Below are 18,335 nucleotides of genomic sequence, written 5' to 3' on the forward strand. Positions count from 1 at the left end.
GCCACGCGAGGTGCCGCCGATCACGCGAGTGCCCGTCCCGGCACGTAACCCGACCGTCCCAGCACGCAAAGCGACCGGCTCGACGCGTCGCCCGCGCGGCCACCGGCACGGCGGACCGGTGGTCAGCGGCGCCGGAGGCGGCGGACGCGGCCCTCGGCCGGGTCGAACGTCACCCGGCGCAGCGGTCCCACGAGCAGCAGCACCACCGCCATCGCCGACAGCGCCGCCAGCACCATCGCGGCGACGAACTGGGCCGCCCCGGATGTCGCCGTCGCCAAGACCGCGAAACCGGCCAGTACCAGCGCCGGTGGTGCCAGCAACCCCGTCAGGACCGGGACCGGCGGCACGCGGTCACCGTCGGGGCGGCGGGCGGACACCACCGCCGCCCCGACGCAGGTGACCGCCGCGACCAGCAAGCAGCCGCCGACGGTGTCGCTCAACCGGTGCCAGCCCAGTGCCACCGCCGCGGCGGAGACCCAGGCGACGCCGAACCCCCCTGCCACCAGTGCCGTCCGGCGGAACCTGCGGGGCAGGACGATCGCGAGCGCCACCAGCACGGCCATCGCCGCGCTGACGTGCCCGCTCGGGAAGCTGTTGTGGCCCGCCACGCCGAGGCGGTCGCCGGTGCTCGGACGTTCCAGGACGTACAGCTTGAGCAGCTGCGCCACCACCAGGGGCGCGGCGAGCAGGACCAACGCCAGGACGCCGAGCGCCAGCCGCCTCCGCACCACGGAGATCACCACGAGCAGCACCGCGACCCCGCCGAGCGTGACCACCAGGTCGGTCTCCCGCAGCGGGGCCGCCCAGTCCACTGTGGTCCCGGAGGACTGGGCGCTGCGGACGACGCCGTTCTCGACGCCGCGGCCGGCCTGCGTGCGAACGAAGAGCAGGTAGGCCGCGACGAACGCGAGCGCGAACCCGGTTGCGCTCGCGGCGAGCACCGCCGTGCGGGATGCGGCCCGGGTCGCCGGCGCGGTGCCGGTCCGGCGGGCGGGGGGTGCCTCGAAGAAGATCACTGCCATGTCCCCGAGTCTGGAACGCGCGTTTCGGGATCGCGTCAGGGCGATGTCATGGTTTTGCTACAAGATCCGCCCGGGTCGCCATGACGTGCGCTTTTCCGAATAATGGCGCCGTGGCCGAGGTACTGGTGGTAGAAGACGACGCGGCGGTGCGGGAGGGGCTGCAACTGGCGCTGCGCAGGCAGGGACACGTGGTGCACACCGCGGAATCGGGTGAGCTCGGCATCGAGGTGTTCGTGCACCACCGGCCCGACATCGTCGTGCTCGACCTGATGCTGCCGGGCATGGACGGCTTCGAGACGTGCCGCCGGATGCGGGCGGCGGGCCCGGTCCCGATCATCATGCTCACCGCGCGCAGCGACGACTTCGACGTCGTGGCCGGGCTCGAAGCGGGCGCGGACGACTACGTCGCCAAGCCGGTCGAGCCGCGCGTGCTGGACGCGCGGATCCGGGCGGTCCTGCGCCGGGCCGTCAGCGAGCGGCCGGGCGAGCCGGCGGCGGCCGAAGAACGGCACGGCGACCTGGTGATCGACCGGGCCGCGCTCGAGGTGACCAAGCGTGGCGCGCCGGTGTCGCTGACGCCGACCGAGCTGAAGCTGCTGCTCGAGCTCTCGCGCACGCCCGGGCAGGTGTACAGCCGCCAGCAGATCCTCTCCGCCGTGTGGGACCACGACTACCTCGGGGACTCGCGGCTGGTCGACGCGTGCGTGCAGCGGCTGCGCGCGAAGATCGAGGACGTGCCGGCGAAGCCGGAGCACGTGCAGACGGTCCGGGGGTTCGGCTACCGGTTCGGCCGATCGTGACGGCACCGCGGATCCGGTCGTGGCTCGCGGGGCTGCGGCCCCGGCTGGTGGCCGCCTTCGCGGTGATCATGATCCTCGGCGTCACCACCGCGGCGGGCGTGAGTTACGTCTTCGCGCGCCGGGCCATCCTGGAGGGTTTCCAGGACCAGACGATGCTGAAGCTGCGCGACCAGATCGTCGCGTACCTGCCCACGGTGTCGCTGCCACCGTCCCAGGGCACGCTCGACGCCTTCGCGACGGCGCTCAAGTCCAGCAACGCGCTCGTCGTCTACCGGGACCTGCACTCGACTTCGGGCTTGTCGATCGACGACGTGCCGGGCGACCTGCGCCACGCCGTGGCCACCACCACCAACATCCAGTTCCAGCGCATCGACGTCCAGGGCTTCCCGGTGTTCCTGGTCGGCGTGCCGGTCCAGACCGGCAGCGGCAAGCCGAGCGGCCTCGAGGTCTACGCGATGGCGCGGCTGACCGACCAGCAGGTGGCGATCGACGAGCTGGCCCGCAACACCTTTTTGTTCTCCGCGCTCGTCCTGCCGTTCGCGGTCGGGGTCGCGCTGCTCGCGGCCCGGCAGGTGCTGCGGCCGGTGCGCGCGCTGAACACCGCGGCGAGCCAGCTCGGCCGCGGCCGGCTGGACGTGCGGCTGCGCGTGAAGGGCTCCGACGAGCTCGCGCAGCTGGTCACGACGTTCAACCACACCGCCGCGGAGCTGGAGCGCACGGTGGGCACCCTGCGCGCGATAGAGGCCGACGCGCGGCGGTTCGTCGCCGACGTCTCCCACGAGCTGCGGACTCCGCTGGCGGCGATGAACGCGGTCACCGACGTCCTCGACGAGGACGCGGAGCAGCTGCCGCCGGACACCGCGGTCGCGGCGCGGCTGGTGTCGGCCGAGACGCGGCGGCTGACCCGGCTGGTGCAGGACCTGATCGAGATCTCCCGGTTCGACGCCGGGCGGGCGGAGCTGCGCCGGGAGGAGCTGGACGTCGCCGCCGCGATCACCGAAACCCTCGCCGCGCGCGGCTGGGAGCCCGGTGCCGACCTGGTCGCCGACCTGCCGCCGGGGATCAGCGCCCGGCTCGACCGGCGGCGGCTCGACATCGTCGTGGCGAACCTCGTCGGCAACGCGCTGCGGCACGGCTCGCCGCCGGTCGAGGTGGCGCTGCGCGAGGAGCGCGGTGACCTCGTGCTGACCGTCACCGACCACGGGCCGGGGATCCCCGCCGAAGTGCTGCCGAAGGTTTTCGACCGCTTCACCAAGGCCGACTCCGCCCGCGCCCGGTCCGAGGGCAGCGGCCTCGGGCTGTCCATCGCGCGGGAGAACGCGCGGCTGCACGGCGGCGACATCGTCGCGGCCAACACCGGCACCGGCGCCCGGTTCGAGCTCCGCCTGCCCCGGGAGGCGTGGTGAAGAAGCTCGTCGTCGTCCTCGCGGCGCTGCTGCTGGTGAGCGCGTGCGGGATCAAGCCGACGCCGGTGCTCGCGGCGGGTCCGGCGCCGACCCTGCGGATCCCGGCGACCGACGGCCGCGGCACCGACCTCATCCTCTACTTCGTCCTCGACGACCGGGTGGCTCCGGTGGCGCGGTCGTCCGACGGGGACGTGGGCGTCGAAGCTGCGCTGTCGCTGCTGCTGGACGGGCCGACCGCCGACGAGCGGGCGGACGGGTACGCAACGATGCTGCCCCGGCCGGCCGGCGCGATCACCGTGACCCCCGGCTCGCCGGCGACGATCGGTTTCCCGTTCCCGCTGCGGCCGCTGTCCGGCGTCGGGATCAACCAGCTGGTGTGCACCGCGTTCGCGGCACTGGCCGCTCAAGGCGGGTACGCGACCGACGGCACCGTCGCCCTCGCCGGTCCGGACGTCCTGCTGCCGAACCAGACGTGCCAGGCGTGAGCACCGATGTCGACATGACGCCAAAGCGTCAGCCGGGGTAGGGCCGCGCTGTCCGGGCTTCCGTCAGCGACCGGGCCCACCAGCCCAGCTGGTCGAGCATCGCCTTCGCCGCGACAGCCGCTCCGGCGTCGTTCGGCACGCCGTCGTCCCCGAACCGGGCCTGGGCGCCGTGGAAGCTGACCGTCTCGCGGATGGTCACGGCGTGCAGCTCCGCGAAGACCGCGCGCAGGTGCTCGACCGCGCGCAGACCTCCCGAAATCCCGCCATAGGAAACGAAAGCCACCGGCTTGGCCCGCCATTCGTGCCGGTGCCAGTCGATGGCGTTCTTGAGCGACGCGGGATAGCTGTGGTTGTACTCCGGGGTGACCACGACGAAGGCGTCGGCGGCTTCGAGCCGTGGAGTCACCTTCGCGACTTCGGCGACGACAGTCGCGGACGGCGCGGCGCCGAACGCCGGCATCACGAGCGGGAGATCGGGTTCGGCGAGGTCGACGACGTCGACCTCGAAGCCACCGTGCGCATCCGCGACGCCGGCCAGCCAGTCCGCCACCACCGGGCCGAACCGTCCTTGCCGGACACTTCCCACGATCACCGCGACCCGCACCGGTGCTTCCGACACAATTCCTCCTTGACGCATAGGCGTTGCCGCTCTCCGCACCAGGATGAGACTTCAAGTTCGCTTGAAGTCAAGCGTGTCGCTGTGGTTGGGTGACGGCCATGGTGAACGCCCCGGCCCGGCCGCTGCCCGACCTGACGGTCGGCGAACTTTCCCGGCGCAGCGGAGTACCCGCGTCGGCCCTGCGCTTCTACGAGGACGAAGGCCTCATCCACAGCCGCCGCACTGCGGGCAACCAACGGCGCTACCGCCGCGACACGTTGCGGCGGGTGACCTTCGTCCGGATGTCCCAGCGGGTCGGCATGCCGTTGTCGAAGATCCGCGAAGTACTCGCTCTGCTGCCGGACGACCGCACGCCCACCCGCACCGACTGGGCCCGGATCTCCCGGTGCTGGCAGGACGATCTGGACGCGCGGATCCGCCAGCTGGAACAGCTGCGCGACCAGCTCGGCGACTGCATCGGCTGCGGCTGCATGTCACTGGCCAAGTGCCGGCTCGCCAACCCGGGCGACCGGCTCGGCGCCGACGGCCCGGGTCCGCAGCGGCTCGCCGATCACCGCGGCGACGGCTACGAGGACTGCTGACTACCGGCGTTCCAGCAGGCCGCGGACGTACATCGCCTGGCCGGCGTGCTGGATGTCGTCGTCGAGGACGCTGACGAGGCGCACGCCCAGCGACACCGGCGGGTCCCAGGCCTCGTCGACGATCCGGTCGAGGGAGCCGGCGTCGAGACCGGCGACGAACCGGACGCTCTGCTCGTGCACGGCGTCGTAGTAGCCGGTGAGCAGGTCCGGTTCGTCGACCCGGAGCGCTTCGACGTCGGCCGGACGGTGGCCGTAGCCGGTGTCGCCCGCCGGGAACGGGAGGCCGAACCGCGAAAGCCAGTCCTGGCCGGTCCACACCTGCTCGGTCCCGGCCACGTCGGCGACGTGGTCGTCCTGGACCCGGGTCAGGTGCCACACCAGCCAGGCGATCGAGTTGGCCCCGTCGGCCGGCCGGGTCCCGAGCTGCTCGGCGGTGAGTCCGTCCACCGCCGCGTGCACTGTGCCCTGGACCCGGCCGAACCCGTCGACGAGCAGATCGGCCACGTTCATTCGGCTGCCTCCCGTTGCTGACACCGTTCCCCGGCGTGCTACCCGATCATGCCCGCCGGCAAACGGCGTCCGCTAGCGCGGCAGCAGCTGGTCGAAGAACGAGCGGTAGCGGCGCAGCGCGATCCGCAGCTCCTCGGTGGCCGGTTCGCCCTGCTGCCACTGGGATTCGAGCTCGCTCTTGTGCTCGGCGAAGGTGGTGGCCAGTGCGCTGATCACCCCGGCGACCAGCTCGTCGGCCTGCCGGACCGCCTGCTTCGGGTCGTCGACGAAGCCGACCTGGACGTTCTGCCAACGGTCGCGGAACCCGGAGACCTTCTCCTCGTCGATCAACGCCTGCGTTTCCACGTCCTCGTCCGACCGGGCGGGCGTTTCCACGTCCCCGCCCGACGCGGCGGGCGTCTCGACGTCGCCACCGGACCCGGCGGGCGCCTCCACGTCCCCGCCCGACTCGGCAGGCGTCTCCACGTCGCCGCCCGATCCGGCGAGAGTGGTGTCGTCGGCGTCGTGCCGCCCGGCGGAAGCCAGGTCGGCGGTGCTCAGGTTGTGGTCGGCACCCTGGTCGGCGTTGTGGTCGGCGTGGTAGTCGTCGCCGGTGCCAGGCTCACGGAAGTCGGCCTGGTCCTGGCCGGGGACTTCGGCGGCGTCGTCGTCCCGGAAACCGCCGGTCTCGTGAGTGTCGTGCCGGGTGTAGTCCTGGTCGTCCTCGGCGTTGTGCCGCGTCAGGTGATCGGTCATGGTCAACGTCCTCCATTCCACTCGGTCCGCGGGTTCGCGGACGCCTGGCGCTCGGTCTCGTGACGGTCGGTGTCACGGCCGTCGGTGGCGCGCTGCTCGGCGCGGTCTCGGTCGTGGTCGTGACCGTTGTGGTCCTGCTTGGTGTGGTCCTGGTTGCCGTGGTCCAGGCTGCTGTGGTCGTGACCGTTCCGGCGGTCGTGGTGCTCGTCGTCGTCGGCACCGTCGGTCAGCAGGTCCTCGAACACGGTGCGGTATCGGACCATCGCGTCCCGGAGGTCCTCAGTGGACGCTCCGTCACGCTTCTGTTGCGTGGCGTGCGCGGCCCGGTAGTGCTCCAGGGTCTTGGCGTGCCGCACCGAAAGGTCGGCCACCTGCTGCTCGTAGCCTTCGGTGGGGTAACCGCGTTCGGCCATCAGCGAGACCAGGGTCTGGTCGGCCTCGGCGACCGCTTCGGCGGGCTGATCGACGAACTTTTCCTGCACCTGCGCCCATTCCCGGGCGTAGCGCTCGCGCGCCGACGCCGAAAGCGGCCGGATGTCGAGCTCCTTGTGCCGGCGTTCCCGCTCGGCGAGTTCACGTTGTGCGGCCCGAGGGCTGTCCTTTTCCGCGACTGTGCGGTCGTACTCCGGCCCGAACCGCTGCTGCAGCCGTTTTCGTTGCATCTCCTGCGTCACCAGCCAAATCACGGCGCCGAGCACCGCGACGGCCACGACGACGATCAAGACGATCAGCCATGTGGGCATCGCTCAAACTCCTTCAAGGATGTCAAGCCCCCGATGAGTTCGGTGTTCCCGGATTACCTCGGCCGAAAACGGGCACGTCCGCCCTGGCCCTGGGATTCGGCCGACCGGCGGCGGAGATACCGCCGGATGCCGCGTCCCGCCCGTGATGGCACGACGGAAACAGCGGCTTGCTAGCGACGTTAACGTATGAGTGATATCGTCGGTAACGCATCCAGTGGAGCGGCGGTGCGGACGTCGCCCGGAGCGGAAGAAGGAATCGATGAGCACCCCCGACACCCGCGTCGCGATCGTGACCGGCGGCTCCCGCGGCATCGGCCGCCAGGTCGCCGAGCGCCTGGCCGCCGACGGCATGGCGGTCGTCGTCAACTACGCCGGCAACGAAAAGGAGGCCGCCGCCACCGTCGAGACCATCACCGCGCACGGTGGCCGGGCGATCGCCGTCCGCGCCGACGTGGCCGACCCGGCCGCGGTCGCGGAGCTGTTCGACACCGCGGAACGCACCTACGGCGGCGTCGACGTCGTCGCCCACCTGGCCGGGGTGATGAACCCGCCGACGCCGATCGCCGACACCGACTTCGAGGTCCTCGACCGGGTGCACCGCACCAACATCCGCGGCACGTTCGCGGTGGCCCAGCAGGCCGCGCGCCGGGTGCGCGAGGGCGGCGCCGTGATCACCACCTCGACGTCGGTGCTCGGGCTGAACCTGCCCGGTTACGGCATCTACAACGCGACGAAGGGCGCGGTCGAAGCGATCACGATGATCCTGGCGCGCGAGCTGCGCGGCCGCGACATCACCGTGAACACCGTCGCGCCCGGCCCGACCGCGACCGCGTTGTTCCTCGACGGCAAGGACGGGGAGACCATCGCCCGGATGGCCGCGCAGCCGCCGCTCGAGCGGCTGGGGCAGCCCGAGGACATCGCCGAGGTCGTCGCGTTCCTCGCCGGGCCGGCGCGCTGGGTGAACGGCCAGGTGCTGCGCGCCAACGGCGGCATCGTCTAGCGGGTGAACCGGCCGACGATGACGTGGTCCTTCGCCGGGCCGCGCACCGTCCACTCCTGCCGCCACCGCGCGGCGCCGAGCACGCGGTACTCCCCGCGGTAGTGGTCGGCGCGGCAGGGGTGGTCCGCCGTCCAGTGGCCTTCGCGCAGGTCGAGGTCGTGGAAGAAGCCGCCGTGGTCGAAGTGCACCGACGCGCGGCCGGAGCCCGCCGGGCGGTAGTGCAGGGTCCGCGTGACCGGCCCGGTGTGGCCGCCGAGCCGCAGCTCGCCCTCTTCGTGGTAGACGAGGACGCCCGCGGCCTCGGTGAAGGTGGCGATCCCGGTGACCTTGCCCGCGGGATCGCCGTCCGCGGTGCGGATCTCCCGGTCCAAGCGCCATTCCCCGCCGAAATACGCGGCGAGGTCGGGCACCGGCGTGTACTCCACCCGGCCAGTCTGCCACCCCCCGGTGGGGCGGCCCGGAACTGTCGGACCCCCGCTCTATAGTCGGGCGGGTGGCAGAGACCGACCTCGCACCCGCGTCCGACGCGCTGGACACCCTCCGGCGCGTGTTCGGCTACGACAGCTTCCGCGGCGACCAGGCGGCGATCGTCGAGCACGTGATCGCCGGGGGCGACGCGCTGGTGCTGATGCCCACCGGCGGCGGCAAGTCGTTGTGCTACCAGATTCCCGCGCTGGTGCGGCCCGGTGTGGGCGTGGTGGTCTCGCCGCTGATCGCGCTGATGCAGGACCAGGTCGACGCCCTGCGCAACGCCGGCGTCCGCGCCGGGTTCCTCAACTCCACCCAGGACTACGCGGCGCGGCAGGAGGTGGAGACGGCGTTCCTGAACGGCGACCTCGACCTGCTCTACCTGGCACCGGAACGGCTTTCGGTCGAATCCACCGTGCGGCTGCTCGACCGCGGGAAGATTTCGCTGTTCGCGATCGACGAAGCGCACTGCGTCGCCCAGTGGGGCCACGACTTCCGGCCCGACTACCTCCAGCTCTCCGCGCTGCACGAGCGCTGGCCGGACGTGCCGCGGATCGCGCTGACCGCCACCGCGACCGAAGCCACGCACAAGGAGATCGCGACCCGGCTGAAGCTCGACGAGGCCCGGCACTTCGTCGCGAGCTTCGACCGGCCGAACATCCAGTACCGGATCGTCGGCAAGAACTCGCCGCAGCGCCAGCTCCTGGAGCTGCTGCGCACCGAGCACCAGGGTGACGCGGGGATCGTCTACTGCCTGTCCCGGAACTCGGTGGAGAAGACCGCGGAGTTCCTGGTGCAGAACGGGATCCCGGCGGTGCCCTACCACGCGGGGCTCGACGCGCGCACCCGCGCGAAGCACCAGTCGCGGTTCCTGCGCGAGGACGGGCTGATCGTGGTCGCGACCATCGCGTTCGGGATGGGCATCGACAAACCGGACGTGCGGTTCGTCGCGCACTTGGACCTGCCGAAGTCGGTCGAGGGCTACTACCAGGAGACCGGCCGGGCCGGGCGTGACGGGCTGCCGTCGACAGCCTGGCTGGCGTACGGGCTGCAGGACGTGGTGCAGCAACGCAAGATGATCGACACTTCCGAGGGCGACGAAGCGCATCGCCGCCGGTTGGGCGCGCACCTGAACGCCATGCTCGCCCTGTGCGAGACGGTGGAATGCCGCCGGGTGCAGATCCTCAACTACTTCGGGCAGCCGGCCGGCCCCTGCGGCAACTGCGACACGTGCCTGAGCCCGCCGGAGACGTGGGACGGCACGATCCCGGCGCAGAAACTGCTGTCGACCATCGTGCGGCTGCGCAACGAACGGCGCCAGAAGTTCGGCGCCGGCCAGGTCGTCGACATCCTGCTCGGCAAGTCCACGCCCAAGGTCACGCAGTTCCAGCACGACACGCTGAAGACGTTCGGCATCGGCACCGAGCTGCGCGAGCCGGAATGGCGGGCGGTGGTGCGGCAGCTGCTCGCCCAGGGCCTGCTCGCCGTCGAAGGCGATTACGGCTCGCTCGTGCTCACCGAAGCCAGCGCGGAAGTGCTGGGCGGCGATCGTCAGGTCCTGCTGCGCCGCGAACCGGAACGGGCCGCCGCCGCGAAGGTCCGCACCGCCAAGAAGACGACCGCCGCGGTGGACATGCCCGCGGAGGCGGGCCCGCTGTTCGAACGCCTGCGTGCCTGGCGCGCCGGCGTCGCAAAGGAACAGGGCGTCCCCGCGTACGTCGTCTTCCACGACGCGACCCTGCGCCAGATCGCCACGCAACGGCCCTCGTCGCTGGCGGATCTGGGCACGGTCAGCGGGGTCGGCGAGAACAAGCTCGCCAAGTACGGCGAGGGGCTCCTCGAGGTCCTGACCGCCGGGTGAGCTACCGGCCGGCCACCGGCCCCGCCTGGCCCGGCTGCCCGGTCACCGAGTTGACCTTGCGCACCGCGCCGGCGATGTGCTGGTGGTACTTGCCCTTGGTCTTGTCGTCGACGAACTTCGCGGCCTTGCCGACGACCTGGTTCACCTTCTCGGGGTTCTTCTTGGCGTAGGCACGGGCCGCGCCGGCGGCGCCGGCCAGCATGGTCAGCTTCTTCATCAAAGGCACGGTGGGTCCTCCCTCATCGGTTCCGGTCATCCTGACAACGTGGACGAACCACCCGGAGGTTCCCCGTGTGACGAGGGCCAAAACCTGAGCCCGCCGCGGCCGGAGCCGGAACCCGGCGTGATCAGAGCCGGACCTCACGTGATCAGGCCCGTAACTCGCGTGATCAGAGCCGGAACTCACCAGTTACGGGTTCGATCACGTGAGTTACGGCTTCGATCACGTGAGTTACGGGTTGGATCACGTGAGTTACGGCGGAAATTGGTGCGCGGGCGGGGGGCCTGCGGGCCTAGGCTTGGGGTCGTGCGTGACTTGGCCGCTCTGCCGAAGGCTCACTTGCACGTCCACTTGGAGAGCACGATCCGGCCGGACACGCTCCGTGAGCTGGGCGATGCGAACGGCGTCGAGGTCCCCGCCGAGCCTCCGGTGTTCGACGGGTTCCGTGCCTTCGCCGACTACAACGCGCTCGTCCGGTCGTGCCTCCGGCACCCCGGGGACTTCGAACGCATCGCGCGTGAATACGCCGAAGACGAAGCCGCTCAAGGCACGCGCTACGCCGAAGTCACCTTCACCGCGGCCTCGCACGGGGAACGGCTGGGCGACCTCGAAATGCCGCTCGCGGCCGTCCTGAAAGGACTCTCGCAGAGCACGGACCTCGAATGGCGGCTGGTGCTCGACCACTCCCGGCGCCGGTCGGTCGAACGCGCCGAGCGCACCCTGGCCCTCGCGCTGAAGTACGACGACGTCTTCGCGATCGGGATGGCGGGCGAGGAGAACCACTCGCTGCGGCCGTTCGCGACGCTCTTCGAGAAGGCCCGCGCAGCCGGAATCCGCCTGCTGCACCACACGGGCGAAGACGCCGGGCCCGACAGCATCCGCGAGGCGCTCGAAGTGGGCCGGACCGAACGGCTCGGCCACGGCATCCGCGTCCTCGACGACCCCGCGCTCGTCGCCGAGGTCCGCGAGCGGGGCCTCGCCCTGGAGGTGTGCCCGTCGTCGAACGTGACGCTGGGTCTGGTGCCGTCGCTGTCCGGGCACCCGCTCCCCCGGCTGCTCGAGGCGGGCCTGACCGTCACGCTCAACACCGACGTCCCCTCGGTCACCGGCGCGGCTCTCGCCGAGGAGTACGCCCGCGTACAGCGAGCCTTCGGCTACGACGACACGGCGATGGCGGACTTCGCCCGCGCGAGCGTCACGGCGTCCTTCGCGCCGGAAACGACCAAGAAAGCCATCCTGCGAGACATCGACGCGTGGCTCACACCGGCAGCAGCCGGGTGACCAGGGTGCCGAGCTGCTGCACCGTGCGGCACTCGTGCATCTCCACGACCTCGGCGTAGGCCAGCGCGGCCGAGTCCCCGGTGGACCACAGCGACCGCCGCTCCGGGTTGAGCCAGTGGACGTGCCGGGCGCGGGCCTTGATCTCGCGGACGGCGTCGAGGTTCGGGTCGCCGCCGTTGGTGCGGGCGTCGCCGAGGATCAGCACCGACGTCCGCGGGCCGACCGCGTCGAGCCAGTTCGCCGTGAACTGGCGCAGGGAGCCGCCGTAGTCGCTGTGGCCGTCCCAGCGCACCAAGGCGGCTTCGCTCAGCATGCGCGCACCCAGGTGCTCGGGGTCGGCCGCGCCGGCGGTGACCAGGTGGGTGACCTCGTCGGTGCTGTCGACGAAGGCGAACACGCGGATCTTGCTGAACTGGTCGCGCAGGGCCTGCACCAGCAGCATGGTGAAGTTCGCGAACCCCGCCACGGAGCCGGAAAGGTCGCACAGCAGCACGATTTCCGGCCGCCCGGGACGGCGGTGGCGGTAGGCCGGGCGCAGTGGTACCCCACCGGTGGACAGCGACCGCCGCAGCGTGCGGCGCAGGTCGATCTGTCCCCGCGTCGTCCGGCGGCGCCGCGCGGCCAGGCGCGTGGCCAGCTTGCGGGACAACGGCTGGATGGTGCGCCGCAGCTCGGCGAGCTGGGTGCGGCTGGCGATGAGGAAGTCGACCCGGTCGGGCGCCGGCGCGATGGCGTGCTTGGCGACGCGCTCGCGGCCGCGGACCTCGGCCGCGCGGCGGCGTGCCTCGGTGCGGATCTGCCCGCGGAAGCCTTCGACGCGGCGGCGGATCTCGTCGCGGTCGAGCCGGTCGGTGAACTCGCCGCGCGCACCGCCGCCGCGGACCGCGGCCAGCACGCGCGCGATCAACGTCTGCGGCTGGAGCCGCTCGAGGGTCTGGTGGGCGGAGAAGCCGCCACCCGGGCCGGTCGCCGAGCCGTACTGGCCCAGCATGTCCACCGCGAGCCCGGCCAGCTGGGAGAGGGCCTGCCGGTCGCCGTCGGCGAGCGCGGCGGCCAGCTCCTCGCGCAGTTCCTCCAGCGTCGACGGCGGGTCTTCGCGGGCCCGCTCGGGCGCCCCGATCCCGGCCGGGAAGTACAGGTCGAACGCGGCGTCGAAGACCGCGCGCTGTCCGCCGCGGCGGACGAGGGCCGCGGCCAGCCCCTCACGCACGAGCGACCGGTCGTCGAGGCCGAGCACTTCCAGCGCCGCGGCGGCGTCCACCGTCTCGCTCGGGCCCGCCGGGATGCCCTGGGCCCGCAGTGCCTTGACGAACGCCGCGAGCCGCTCCGGCACGCCGCCGGTCACGACGCGTCCAGGACCTGTTCGAGCTTCAGGCCGGCACTCGCCTTGACGATGTCGTCCTGGTGTTTGAGCACGACACCGAGGCTCTCCCGCACGACCTGCTCGTCCAGCGTCGACGCCCCGAGCGCGAGCAGGGTGCGTGCCCAGTCGATGGTCTCCGCGACCGACGGCAGCTTGCGCAGGTCCATCGCGCGCAGCGCGGCGATCACCCGGACCACCGAGTCGGCCAGCGCCGCGTCGATGCCGGGGACCTTGAGCCGGACGATGGCGCGTTCGAGGTCCTCGTCCGGGAAGTCGATGTGCAGGAACAGGCACCGGCGGCGCAGCGCCTCCGACAGCTCGCGCGTCGCGTTGGAGGTCAATACGGCGAACGGCGCCCGTGTGGCGGTGATGGTGCCGAGCTCGGGCACGGTCACCTGGAAGTCGCCGAGCACCTCCAGCAGGAGGCCTTCGACCTCCATGTCGGCCTTGTCGGTCTCGTCGATCAGCAGCACGGTCGGCTCGTCGGACGAGATCGCGGTGAGCAGCGGGCGGCGCAGCAGGAACTCCTCGCCGAAGATGTCGGTGCGAGCCTGTTCCCACGTCTCGTCGCGGCCGGCGGTGATCCGCAGCAGCTGCTTCGCGTGGTTCCACTCGTACAGCGCGCGGGCTTCGTCGATGCCTTCGTAGCACTGCAGGCGCACCAGCCGCGAGCCGCTGACCTGGGCGACGGCCTTGGCGAGCTCGGTCTTGCCGACGCCGGCGGGGCCCTCCACCAGCAGGGGCTTGCCGAGCTGGTCGGCGAGGAACACGGTGGTCGCCACGGCGGTGGACGCCAGGTAGCCGGCGCCGGCCAGCTGGGCCGACACGTCGTCGACGGAGGTGAAGAATCCGGTGCCCACCACGTGCCTCCTAAGCGATCGCTCACCCGGACTGTACCGGACAAGCGGGTTAGCATCGGCCCCGTGACCTACCTTGCCGCTCCCGGCCGTTACGACTCGATCCCCTACCGGCGCTGCGGGCGTTCCGGGCTGAAGCTGCCGGCGATCTCGCTCGGGCTGTGGCACAACTTCGGCCACGACCGGCCGCTGGAAACCCAGCGCGCGATCACCCGCCGCGCGTTCGACCTGGGCATCACCCACTTCGACCTGGCCAACAACTACGGCCCGCCCTACGGCTCCGCGGAGGAGAACTTCGGCAGGCTGCTGGCCGGCGACTTCAGGCCGTACCGCGACGAGCTGGTGATTTCCACCAAGGCCGGGTACGACATGTGGCCCGGGCCGTACGGTGAGTGGGGCTCCCGCAAGTACCTGCTGTCCTCATTGGACCAATCGCTCGGCCGGCTGGGCCTGGACTACGTCGACATCTTCTACTCGCACCGCTTCGACCCCGAGACGCCGCTGGAGGAGACCGTCGGGGCGCTCGACGCCGCCGTCCGCGCCGGGAAGGCGCTCTACGTCGGGATTTCGTCGTACAGCTCGGAACGGACGGCCGAAGCGGCGCGGCTCCTGCGGGAGCTCGGCACGCCGTTGCTCATCCACCAGCCGTCGTACTCGATGCTCAACCGGTGGATCGAGGAGGACGGCCTCCTGGACACCCTGGAGCAGGCGGGCGCGGGCTGCATCGCGTTCTCCCCGCTGGCGCAGGGGCTGCTGACGGACAAGTACCTGACGGGCGTCCCGGCGGATTCGCGCGCGGCGCAGGGCAAGTCCCTCGACCCGGGCACCCTGGACGACGACCGGCTGGGCCGCGTTCGCGCCCTGAACGCCATCGCCGCCCGCCGTGGGCAGTCGCTGGCGCAGCTGGCCCTGGCCTGGGCCCTGCGCGACAGCCGGGTGACGTCGGTGCTGATCGGCGCGAGCAGCGTCCGGCAGCTGGAGGACAACGTCGGTGCACTGGGCAACCTCGGCTTCTCTTCGGAGGAGCTGACCGAGATCGACGGCCACGCGACCGACGCGGACATCAACCTCTGGAAGCTTTCCTCGGACGGCTGAGACCCGACCGGCGGCGGGGCGCGCCGCGACGAGGCCTTCGTCGAGTACCTGGAACTGCCGGCGGCGAACGACCTGCTCCGCACCGACCGGCCGGTCCGCGAACTCGCCGTCGCCTACCAGGCCGTGCTCCACGTCTTCCTCGGCCGCACTCCGCCCCCCGAACCGGCTCTGATCGCCGACACCGTCGCGCACGCCTTCGAGCCGCTCGCCGGGTCGGCGAGGCAGCTGCGCGCGGTGGCCCCCGGGCGCTGGCTGGGCGTCGGCTTCGACGGCATGACCGCACAAGCGGCTGACCGGGATGGCCGAGCGGTACGGGCCCGGTGTCCGCCGCCGGCGCCAGCGGATCAGGCCGTCCGGTAACGCGTCGCGAGTTCGGGGCGCTGACCGCCGAAAGCCGCGAGATCGGCCCGGAAGACCGCCTCGAGCAGGCTCGCGTCTTCGACCCCGGGAGCGCAGACGACCTCACCGAGCTCCAGACCGCGCAGGGACGCGGAGACGACGTCGGCCGCGCTCATCCGGGGGACCGCGCTCAGGTCAAGGCCTTGGCGCTCGTGGAACTCCGTCGCGACGACGCCGGGGCACACGACCTGGACCCAGACACCGGTGCCGTCCAGTTCCGCGCTCAGGGTCTGCGACAGGGTGACCAGGTGAGCGAGCGTGCCGGCGTAGACGGCGCGGCGGGGCAGCTGGGCCTGCGGTGCGGGCCCGCTGAAGGCGATCATGCCGGCGACGTTGACGATGGTGCCCCGGCCGCGCTCCCGCATGCCCGCGACGGCGGCGCGGGTGAGCAGGGTGGGCGCCAGCACCTTGACGTTGACGAGCTCGCGGGCCTGGTCGGCGGGCAGGTCGGCCAGCGGCATGTAGTGCGCGACGCCGGCGTTGTTCACCAGCAGGTCCAGGGGCTCGCCGGCGCAGATCCGCGCGACCGTGTCGATGCCCTCGTCGGTGGCGAGGTCGGCGGGCACGGCGCGGACCTGCACCTCGGGGTGGGCGGCGGCGAAGTCGTCGAGCCGGTCCTTCCGCCGGCCGACGAGCACCAGGTCGTGGCCGTCGGCGGCCAGGCGTTCGGCGAACGCCCGGCCGATTCCGGAAGTGGCGCCGGTGACCAGGGCGAGCTTGCTCATGCGTGGTGTTCCTTCGGTCGGGGCTCGACGGGAGCCGTGGTGGCGGAGCCGAGGAGGGCCAGCTTGTCCGCGGCGTCGGTGCCGGGGTCGGGGTGGTAGACGGCGAGCACGAGGCCGGGCGCCTCGCTGACGAGGAGCTTCTCCCGGTTCAGGACCAGTTCGCCGACCAGCGGGTGGTCGAACCGCACGGTCGCGCCCCGCCGGTTGGCGACGTCGTGGCGGGCCCACAGTTCCCGGAACCGCGGGCTCGCCAGCGAAAGCTCGCCGACGAGCTCGATGAACCGGGGGTCGTCGGTCTCGGTGCCGACGGACTGCCGGAAGCCCGCGACCAGCGCCCGCGTAGCGAGGTCCCAGTCCGGGAAGAGCGCCCGCTCGGCCGGGTCGAGGAACACGTCCCGCAAGCGATTGGCTCCCGGGACGAGCCGCGGCGAAATCGCGGCGGCGAGCGGGTTGGCCGCCAGCACGTCGAGGTAGCGTCCCTCGACGAACGCGGGGAGGGAAAGCGCCGCCAGGAACTTGACGATCCCGGGCGGGACCGTCTCCTTCCGGCGACGCCGCCGCCGTCGCACGGGCCGCGGCTCGGCGAGGCCGGACAGGTACGCCGTGGTGTCGTCGTCGAGCTGCAGCACCCGGGCCAGGGACTCGAGGACCTGCCTCGACGGGTTGCGGTCGCGCCCCTGCTCCAGCCGCAGGTAGTAGTCGGCGCTGATCCCGGCCAGCATCGCGACCTCTTCGCGGCGCAGGCCCGGCACCCGTCGCGGGCCGAGCACCGGGATGCCGGCCTGCTCCGGGGTGAGCAGCTCACGGCGAGCGCGGAGGAGCTCGCCCAGGAGATTCGGTTCGCCGGTCACACCGCCACGGTAAGCGGCGCCACCGGCCCGTGCCTGGTCCTGTCACTCCCAGGACCGCGAGGGCACCCGGACGCGCTCAGCGTGGTGCCGGGAGGTGGGCCGCCTCCGGGAAGAGGTTCAGCGCCCGCAGCGCCGCGCCGAGCTCGGCGATGTCCGCCGGGTCCGTCAGCGACCGGCCCAGTTCCTCGGTTACCCGCTTCAGGCGGTGCCGGATCGTGTTGGGGTGGCAGAACATCCGCTCCGACGTCAGCTTCGTCGAACCCTGGCAGTCGAACCACGCGCGCAACGTCAGCAGCAGCACGTTGCGGTCGTCGGCGGGGAGGTCCATGACGGGCTGGAGCACGTGGTGGGCCAGCTGCACCGACGCCTCCGGCGAGCTGGCCACCAGCCCGGCCAGCGGCGACTCGGTGAACTGCACCAGCCCCGCCGTTCCCGGCGTCATGCTCGACAGCGCCACCCGCGCGAGGTGGAGTGCACGGGCGGTGTTGCCGAGGCCGGTGAACACCGGGCTGATCCCGACCCGGCCCACCGGCTGCTCCCGCACCAGGTGCACGATCGCCTTCGACGCGCTCGGGTCGCGCAGGGACACGACGCCGACCTGCAGGTCCGGGGTCAGCCGCCACGCCGACGCGTGCTGCATCGAGCGCAGCCGGGCCTCGATCCGGGGCAGCGGTTCCCGGCCCAGCAGCGGGGTTTCCGCCGCGACGACGACGAACGTGCCGTCCAGGGACAGGTCGAGCACGCGGGCGATGTCCCACAGCGTGCCCTCGGTCGCGGCGCCGCCCGCGAACAGCGCTTCGACCAACGCCGAACGCCGGTTCTGGTGCGCCACCATGATTTCCGCGGTCGTGTCGCGGTAGGACGTCGTGAGGGCCTCGGCGAGGTCGTCGATGAGGGCCCAGATCGCCGTCGTCGCGGCGACCAGCGCGGCGAGGTCCTGCTGCCGGGCGGTCAGCTCCACGAACCGGTGCCACACCTCGGTGAGCCCGATCCGGTAGGCCCGCAGCAGTTCCGGCAGCGGCGCGCCCTGCAGCGCCCGGGCCCGGCCGGTCGCGCGGGCCTGGGACAGGTCCGGGACGTCCGGGCCACGCAGGGTCCGCAGCACGTGGTCGAGGTTGTCGCGCACCGAGTTCCGGAGTTCGGCGTGCGAGACGAACCGCGCGTCGGCGTAGACGGGCACCTCGGCGAGGATCTGGCGGACGGTGCTGTCGATCAGCTCGGGCAGCTTCCGCTCGACCTCGGCGGCCAGCGAAGCGATCCGGGGTGCGCGCTCGTCGGACAGAAGCGCCTGGTAGTGCATGGTGCCCTCCGGTC

At 72.0% G+C, this 18,335-nt stretch carries 20 protein-coding genes; 8 read left to right on the plus strand and 12 right to left on the minus strand.

Features of this window, described 5'->3' with window-relative positions:
• Positions 1-122: 122 nt before the first annotated feature.
• The gene (locus tag AB0F15_RS20925; protein WP_360272544.1) at positions 123-1,022 is read right to left on the minus strand and encodes a phosphatase PAP2 family protein; all 900 of its coding nucleotides are present in this window, start codon (positions 1,020-1,022) and stop codon (positions 123-125) included.
• Between the two features lie 110 nt (positions 1,023-1,132).
• Here AB0F15_RS20925 and AB0F15_RS20930 point away from each other — a divergent pair, with 110 nt between their 5' ends.
• From AB0F15_RS20930 to AB0F15_RS20940, 3 genes are read left to right on the plus strand one after another with little or no spacing between them, the layout of a single operon-like run.
• Complete coding sequence (locus tag AB0F15_RS20930; RefSeq protein ID WP_360272547.1) at positions 1,133-1,822, plus strand: response regulator transcription factor; 690 nt, start codon at positions 1,133-1,135, stop codon at positions 1,820-1,822.
• A complete protein-coding gene (locus tag AB0F15_RS20935; protein ID WP_360272550.1) occupies positions 1,819-3,228 on the plus strand; it encodes a HAMP domain-containing sensor histidine kinase in 1,410 nt (469 codons plus the stop codon). The genes AB0F15_RS20930 and AB0F15_RS20935 overlap by 4 nt, the downstream gene beginning before the upstream one ends.
• Positions 3,225-3,713, plus strand: coding sequence for a hypothetical protein (locus tag AB0F15_RS20940; protein ID WP_360272553.1), 489 nt, complete (start codon positions 3,225-3,227; stop codon positions 3,711-3,713). The genes AB0F15_RS20935 and AB0F15_RS20940 overlap by 4 nt, the downstream gene beginning before the upstream one ends.
• 28 nt (positions 3,714-3,741) lie before the next feature.
• Here AB0F15_RS20940 and AB0F15_RS20945 read toward each other — a convergent pair whose 3' ends face one another.
• Positions 3,742-4,332, minus strand: coding sequence for an NAD(P)H-dependent oxidoreductase (locus tag AB0F15_RS20945; protein WP_360272556.1), 591 nt, complete (start codon positions 4,330-4,332; stop codon positions 3,742-3,744).
• A 98-nt stretch (positions 4,333-4,430) separates the two neighbouring features.
• Between AB0F15_RS20945 and soxR the strand changes: the two genes are divergently transcribed.
• Positions 4,431-4,913: a redox-sensitive transcriptional activator SoxR gene (gene soxR, locus AB0F15_RS20950; RefSeq protein ID WP_360272559.1), complete on the plus strand. Its 483-nt coding sequence runs from the start codon at positions 4,431-4,433 to the stop codon at positions 4,911-4,913.
• On the opposite strand, the gene AB0F15_RS20955 is transcribed toward soxR, so the two are convergent.
• The 3 genes from AB0F15_RS20955 to AB0F15_RS20965 all read right to left on the minus strand — a co-directional run bounded on the left by AB0F15_RS20955 (position 4,914) and on the right by AB0F15_RS20965 (position 6,901).
• On the minus strand, positions 4,914-5,423 hold the full coding sequence (locus AB0F15_RS20955; protein ID WP_360272562.1) for a DUF664 domain-containing protein: 510 nt from the start codon (positions 5,421-5,423) through the stop codon (positions 4,914-4,916).
• Positions 5,424-5,495: 72 nt separating this feature from the next.
• Positions 5,496-6,158: a hypothetical protein gene (locus AB0F15_RS20960; protein WP_360272565.1), complete on the minus strand. Its 663-nt coding sequence runs from the start codon at positions 6,156-6,158 to the stop codon at positions 5,496-5,498.
• Positions 6,159-6,160: 2 nt separating this feature from the next.
• Complete coding sequence (locus AB0F15_RS20965; RefSeq protein WP_360272568.1) at positions 6,161-6,901, minus strand: hypothetical protein; 741 nt, start codon at positions 6,899-6,901, stop codon at positions 6,161-6,163.
• A gap of 259 nt (positions 6,902-7,160) precedes the next feature.
• On the opposite strand from AB0F15_RS20965, the gene AB0F15_RS20970 reads away from it, so the two are divergent.
• Positions 7,161-7,901 (plus strand): SDR family oxidoreductase, encoded by a 741-nt coding sequence (locus AB0F15_RS20970; protein WP_360272571.1) that lies wholly within the window; start codon positions 7,161-7,163, stop codon positions 7,899-7,901.
• Here the strand turns inward: AB0F15_RS20970 and AB0F15_RS20975 are convergent.
• The gene (locus AB0F15_RS20975; RefSeq protein WP_360272574.1) at positions 7,898-8,326 is read right to left on the minus strand and encodes a DUF6314 family protein; all 429 of its coding nucleotides are present in this window, start codon (positions 8,324-8,326) and stop codon (positions 7,898-7,900) included. The genes AB0F15_RS20970 and AB0F15_RS20975 overlap by 4 nt on opposite strands.
• Positions 8,327-8,394: 68 nt before the next feature.
• Here AB0F15_RS20975 and recQ point away from each other — a divergent pair, with 68 nt between their 5' ends.
• Positions 8,395-10,230, plus strand: a complete 1,836-nt coding sequence (gene recQ / locus AB0F15_RS20980; RefSeq protein ID WP_360272577.1) for a DNA helicase RecQ — start codon at positions 8,395-8,397, stop codon at positions 10,228-10,230.
• A 1-nt stretch (position 10,231) separates the two neighbouring features.
• On the opposite strand, the gene AB0F15_RS20985 is transcribed toward recQ, so the two are convergent.
• The gene (locus tag AB0F15_RS20985; RefSeq protein ID WP_360272580.1) at positions 10,232-10,456 is read right to left on the minus strand and encodes an antitoxin; all 225 of its coding nucleotides are present in this window, start codon (positions 10,454-10,456) and stop codon (positions 10,232-10,234) included.
• Between the two features lie 300 nt (positions 10,457-10,756).
• On the opposite strand from AB0F15_RS20985, the gene add reads away from it, so the two are divergent.
• Positions 10,757-11,731 (plus strand): adenosine deaminase, encoded by a 975-nt coding sequence (gene add / locus AB0F15_RS20990; protein WP_360272582.1) that lies wholly within the window; start codon positions 10,757-10,759, stop codon positions 11,729-11,731.
• Here add and AB0F15_RS20995 read toward each other — a convergent pair.
• Complete coding sequence (locus AB0F15_RS20995; RefSeq protein ID WP_360272585.1) at positions 11,709-13,076, minus strand: VWA domain-containing protein; 1,368 nt, start codon at positions 13,074-13,076, stop codon at positions 11,709-11,711. The genes add and AB0F15_RS20995 overlap by 23 nt on opposite strands.
• Entirely contained in the window at positions 13,073-13,954 is an 882-nt protein-coding gene (locus tag AB0F15_RS21000) for a MoxR family ATPase (RefSeq protein WP_360272588.1), read from the minus strand. The genes AB0F15_RS20995 and AB0F15_RS21000 overlap by 4 nt, the downstream gene beginning before the upstream one ends.
• A 63-nt stretch (positions 13,955-14,017) precedes the next feature.
• Between AB0F15_RS21000 and mgrA the strand changes: the two genes are divergently transcribed.
• Positions 14,018-15,046, plus strand: coding sequence for an L-glyceraldehyde 3-phosphate reductase (mgrA, locus tag AB0F15_RS21005; RefSeq protein ID WP_360272590.1), 1,029 nt, complete (start codon positions 14,018-14,020; stop codon positions 15,044-15,046).
• 344 nt (positions 15,047-15,390) lie between these two features.
• On the opposite strand, the gene AB0F15_RS21010 is transcribed toward mgrA, so the two are convergent.
• The 3 genes from AB0F15_RS21010 to AB0F15_RS21020 all read right to left on the minus strand — a co-directional run bounded on the left by AB0F15_RS21010 (position 15,391) and on the right by AB0F15_RS21020 (position 18,321).
• Entirely contained in the window at positions 15,391-16,170 is a 780-nt protein-coding gene (locus tag AB0F15_RS21010) for an SDR family NAD(P)-dependent oxidoreductase (RefSeq protein ID WP_360272593.1), read from the minus strand.
• On the minus strand, positions 16,167-17,021 hold the full coding sequence (locus AB0F15_RS21015; protein ID WP_360272596.1) for a helix-turn-helix transcriptional regulator: 855 nt from the start codon (positions 17,019-17,021) through the stop codon (positions 16,167-16,169). Before AB0F15_RS21015 ends, AB0F15_RS21010 begins: the two co-directional genes overlap by 4 nt.
• A gap of 76 nt (positions 17,022-17,097) precedes the next feature.
• On the minus strand, positions 17,098-18,321 hold the full coding sequence (locus AB0F15_RS21020) for a helix-turn-helix domain-containing protein (protein WP_360272598.1): 1,224 nt from the start codon (positions 18,319-18,321) through the stop codon (positions 17,098-17,100).
• Positions 18,322-18,335 lie beyond the last annotated feature (14 nt).

This window comes from Amycolatopsis sp. NPDC026612, from assembly GCF_040638285.1.
In the GTDB taxonomy this organism is placed as follows: domain Bacteria; phylum Actinomycetota; class Actinomycetes; order Mycobacteriales; family Pseudonocardiaceae; genus Amycolatopsis.

Bases quoted from the DNA above. Each gene is read 5' to 3' on its own strand.
- AB0F15_RS20965 (WP_360272568.1), bottom strand. From the start codon at position 6,901: ATGCCCACATGGCTGATCGTCTTGATCGTCGTCGTGGCCGTCGCGGTG.
- soxR (WP_360272559.1), top strand. From the start codon at position 4,431: ATGGTGAACGCCCCGGCCCGGCCGCTGCCCGACCTGACGGTCGGCGAA.
- AB0F15_RS20955 (WP_360272562.1), bottom strand. From the start codon at position 5,423: ATGAACGTGGCCGATCTGCTCGTCGACGGGTTCGGCCGGGTCCAGGGC.
- AB0F15_RS20960 (WP_360272565.1), bottom strand. From the start codon at position 6,158: ATGACCGATCACCTGACGCGGCACAACGCCGAGGACGACCAGGACTAC.
- AB0F15_RS20925 (WP_360272544.1), bottom strand. From the start codon at position 1,022: ATGGCAGTGATCTTCTTCGAGGCACCCCCCGCCCGCCGGACCGGCACC.
- AB0F15_RS21010 (WP_360272593.1), bottom strand. From the start codon at position 16,170: ATGAGCAAGCTCGCCCTGGTCACCGGCGCCACTTCCGGAATCGGCCGG.
- AB0F15_RS20970 (WP_360272571.1), top strand. From the start codon at position 7,161: ATGAGCACCCCCGACACCCGCGTCGCGATCGTGACCGGCGGCTCCCGC.
- AB0F15_RS21020 (WP_360272598.1), bottom strand. From the start codon at position 18,321: ATGCACTACCAGGCGCTTCTGTCCGACGAGCGCGCACCCCGGATCGCT.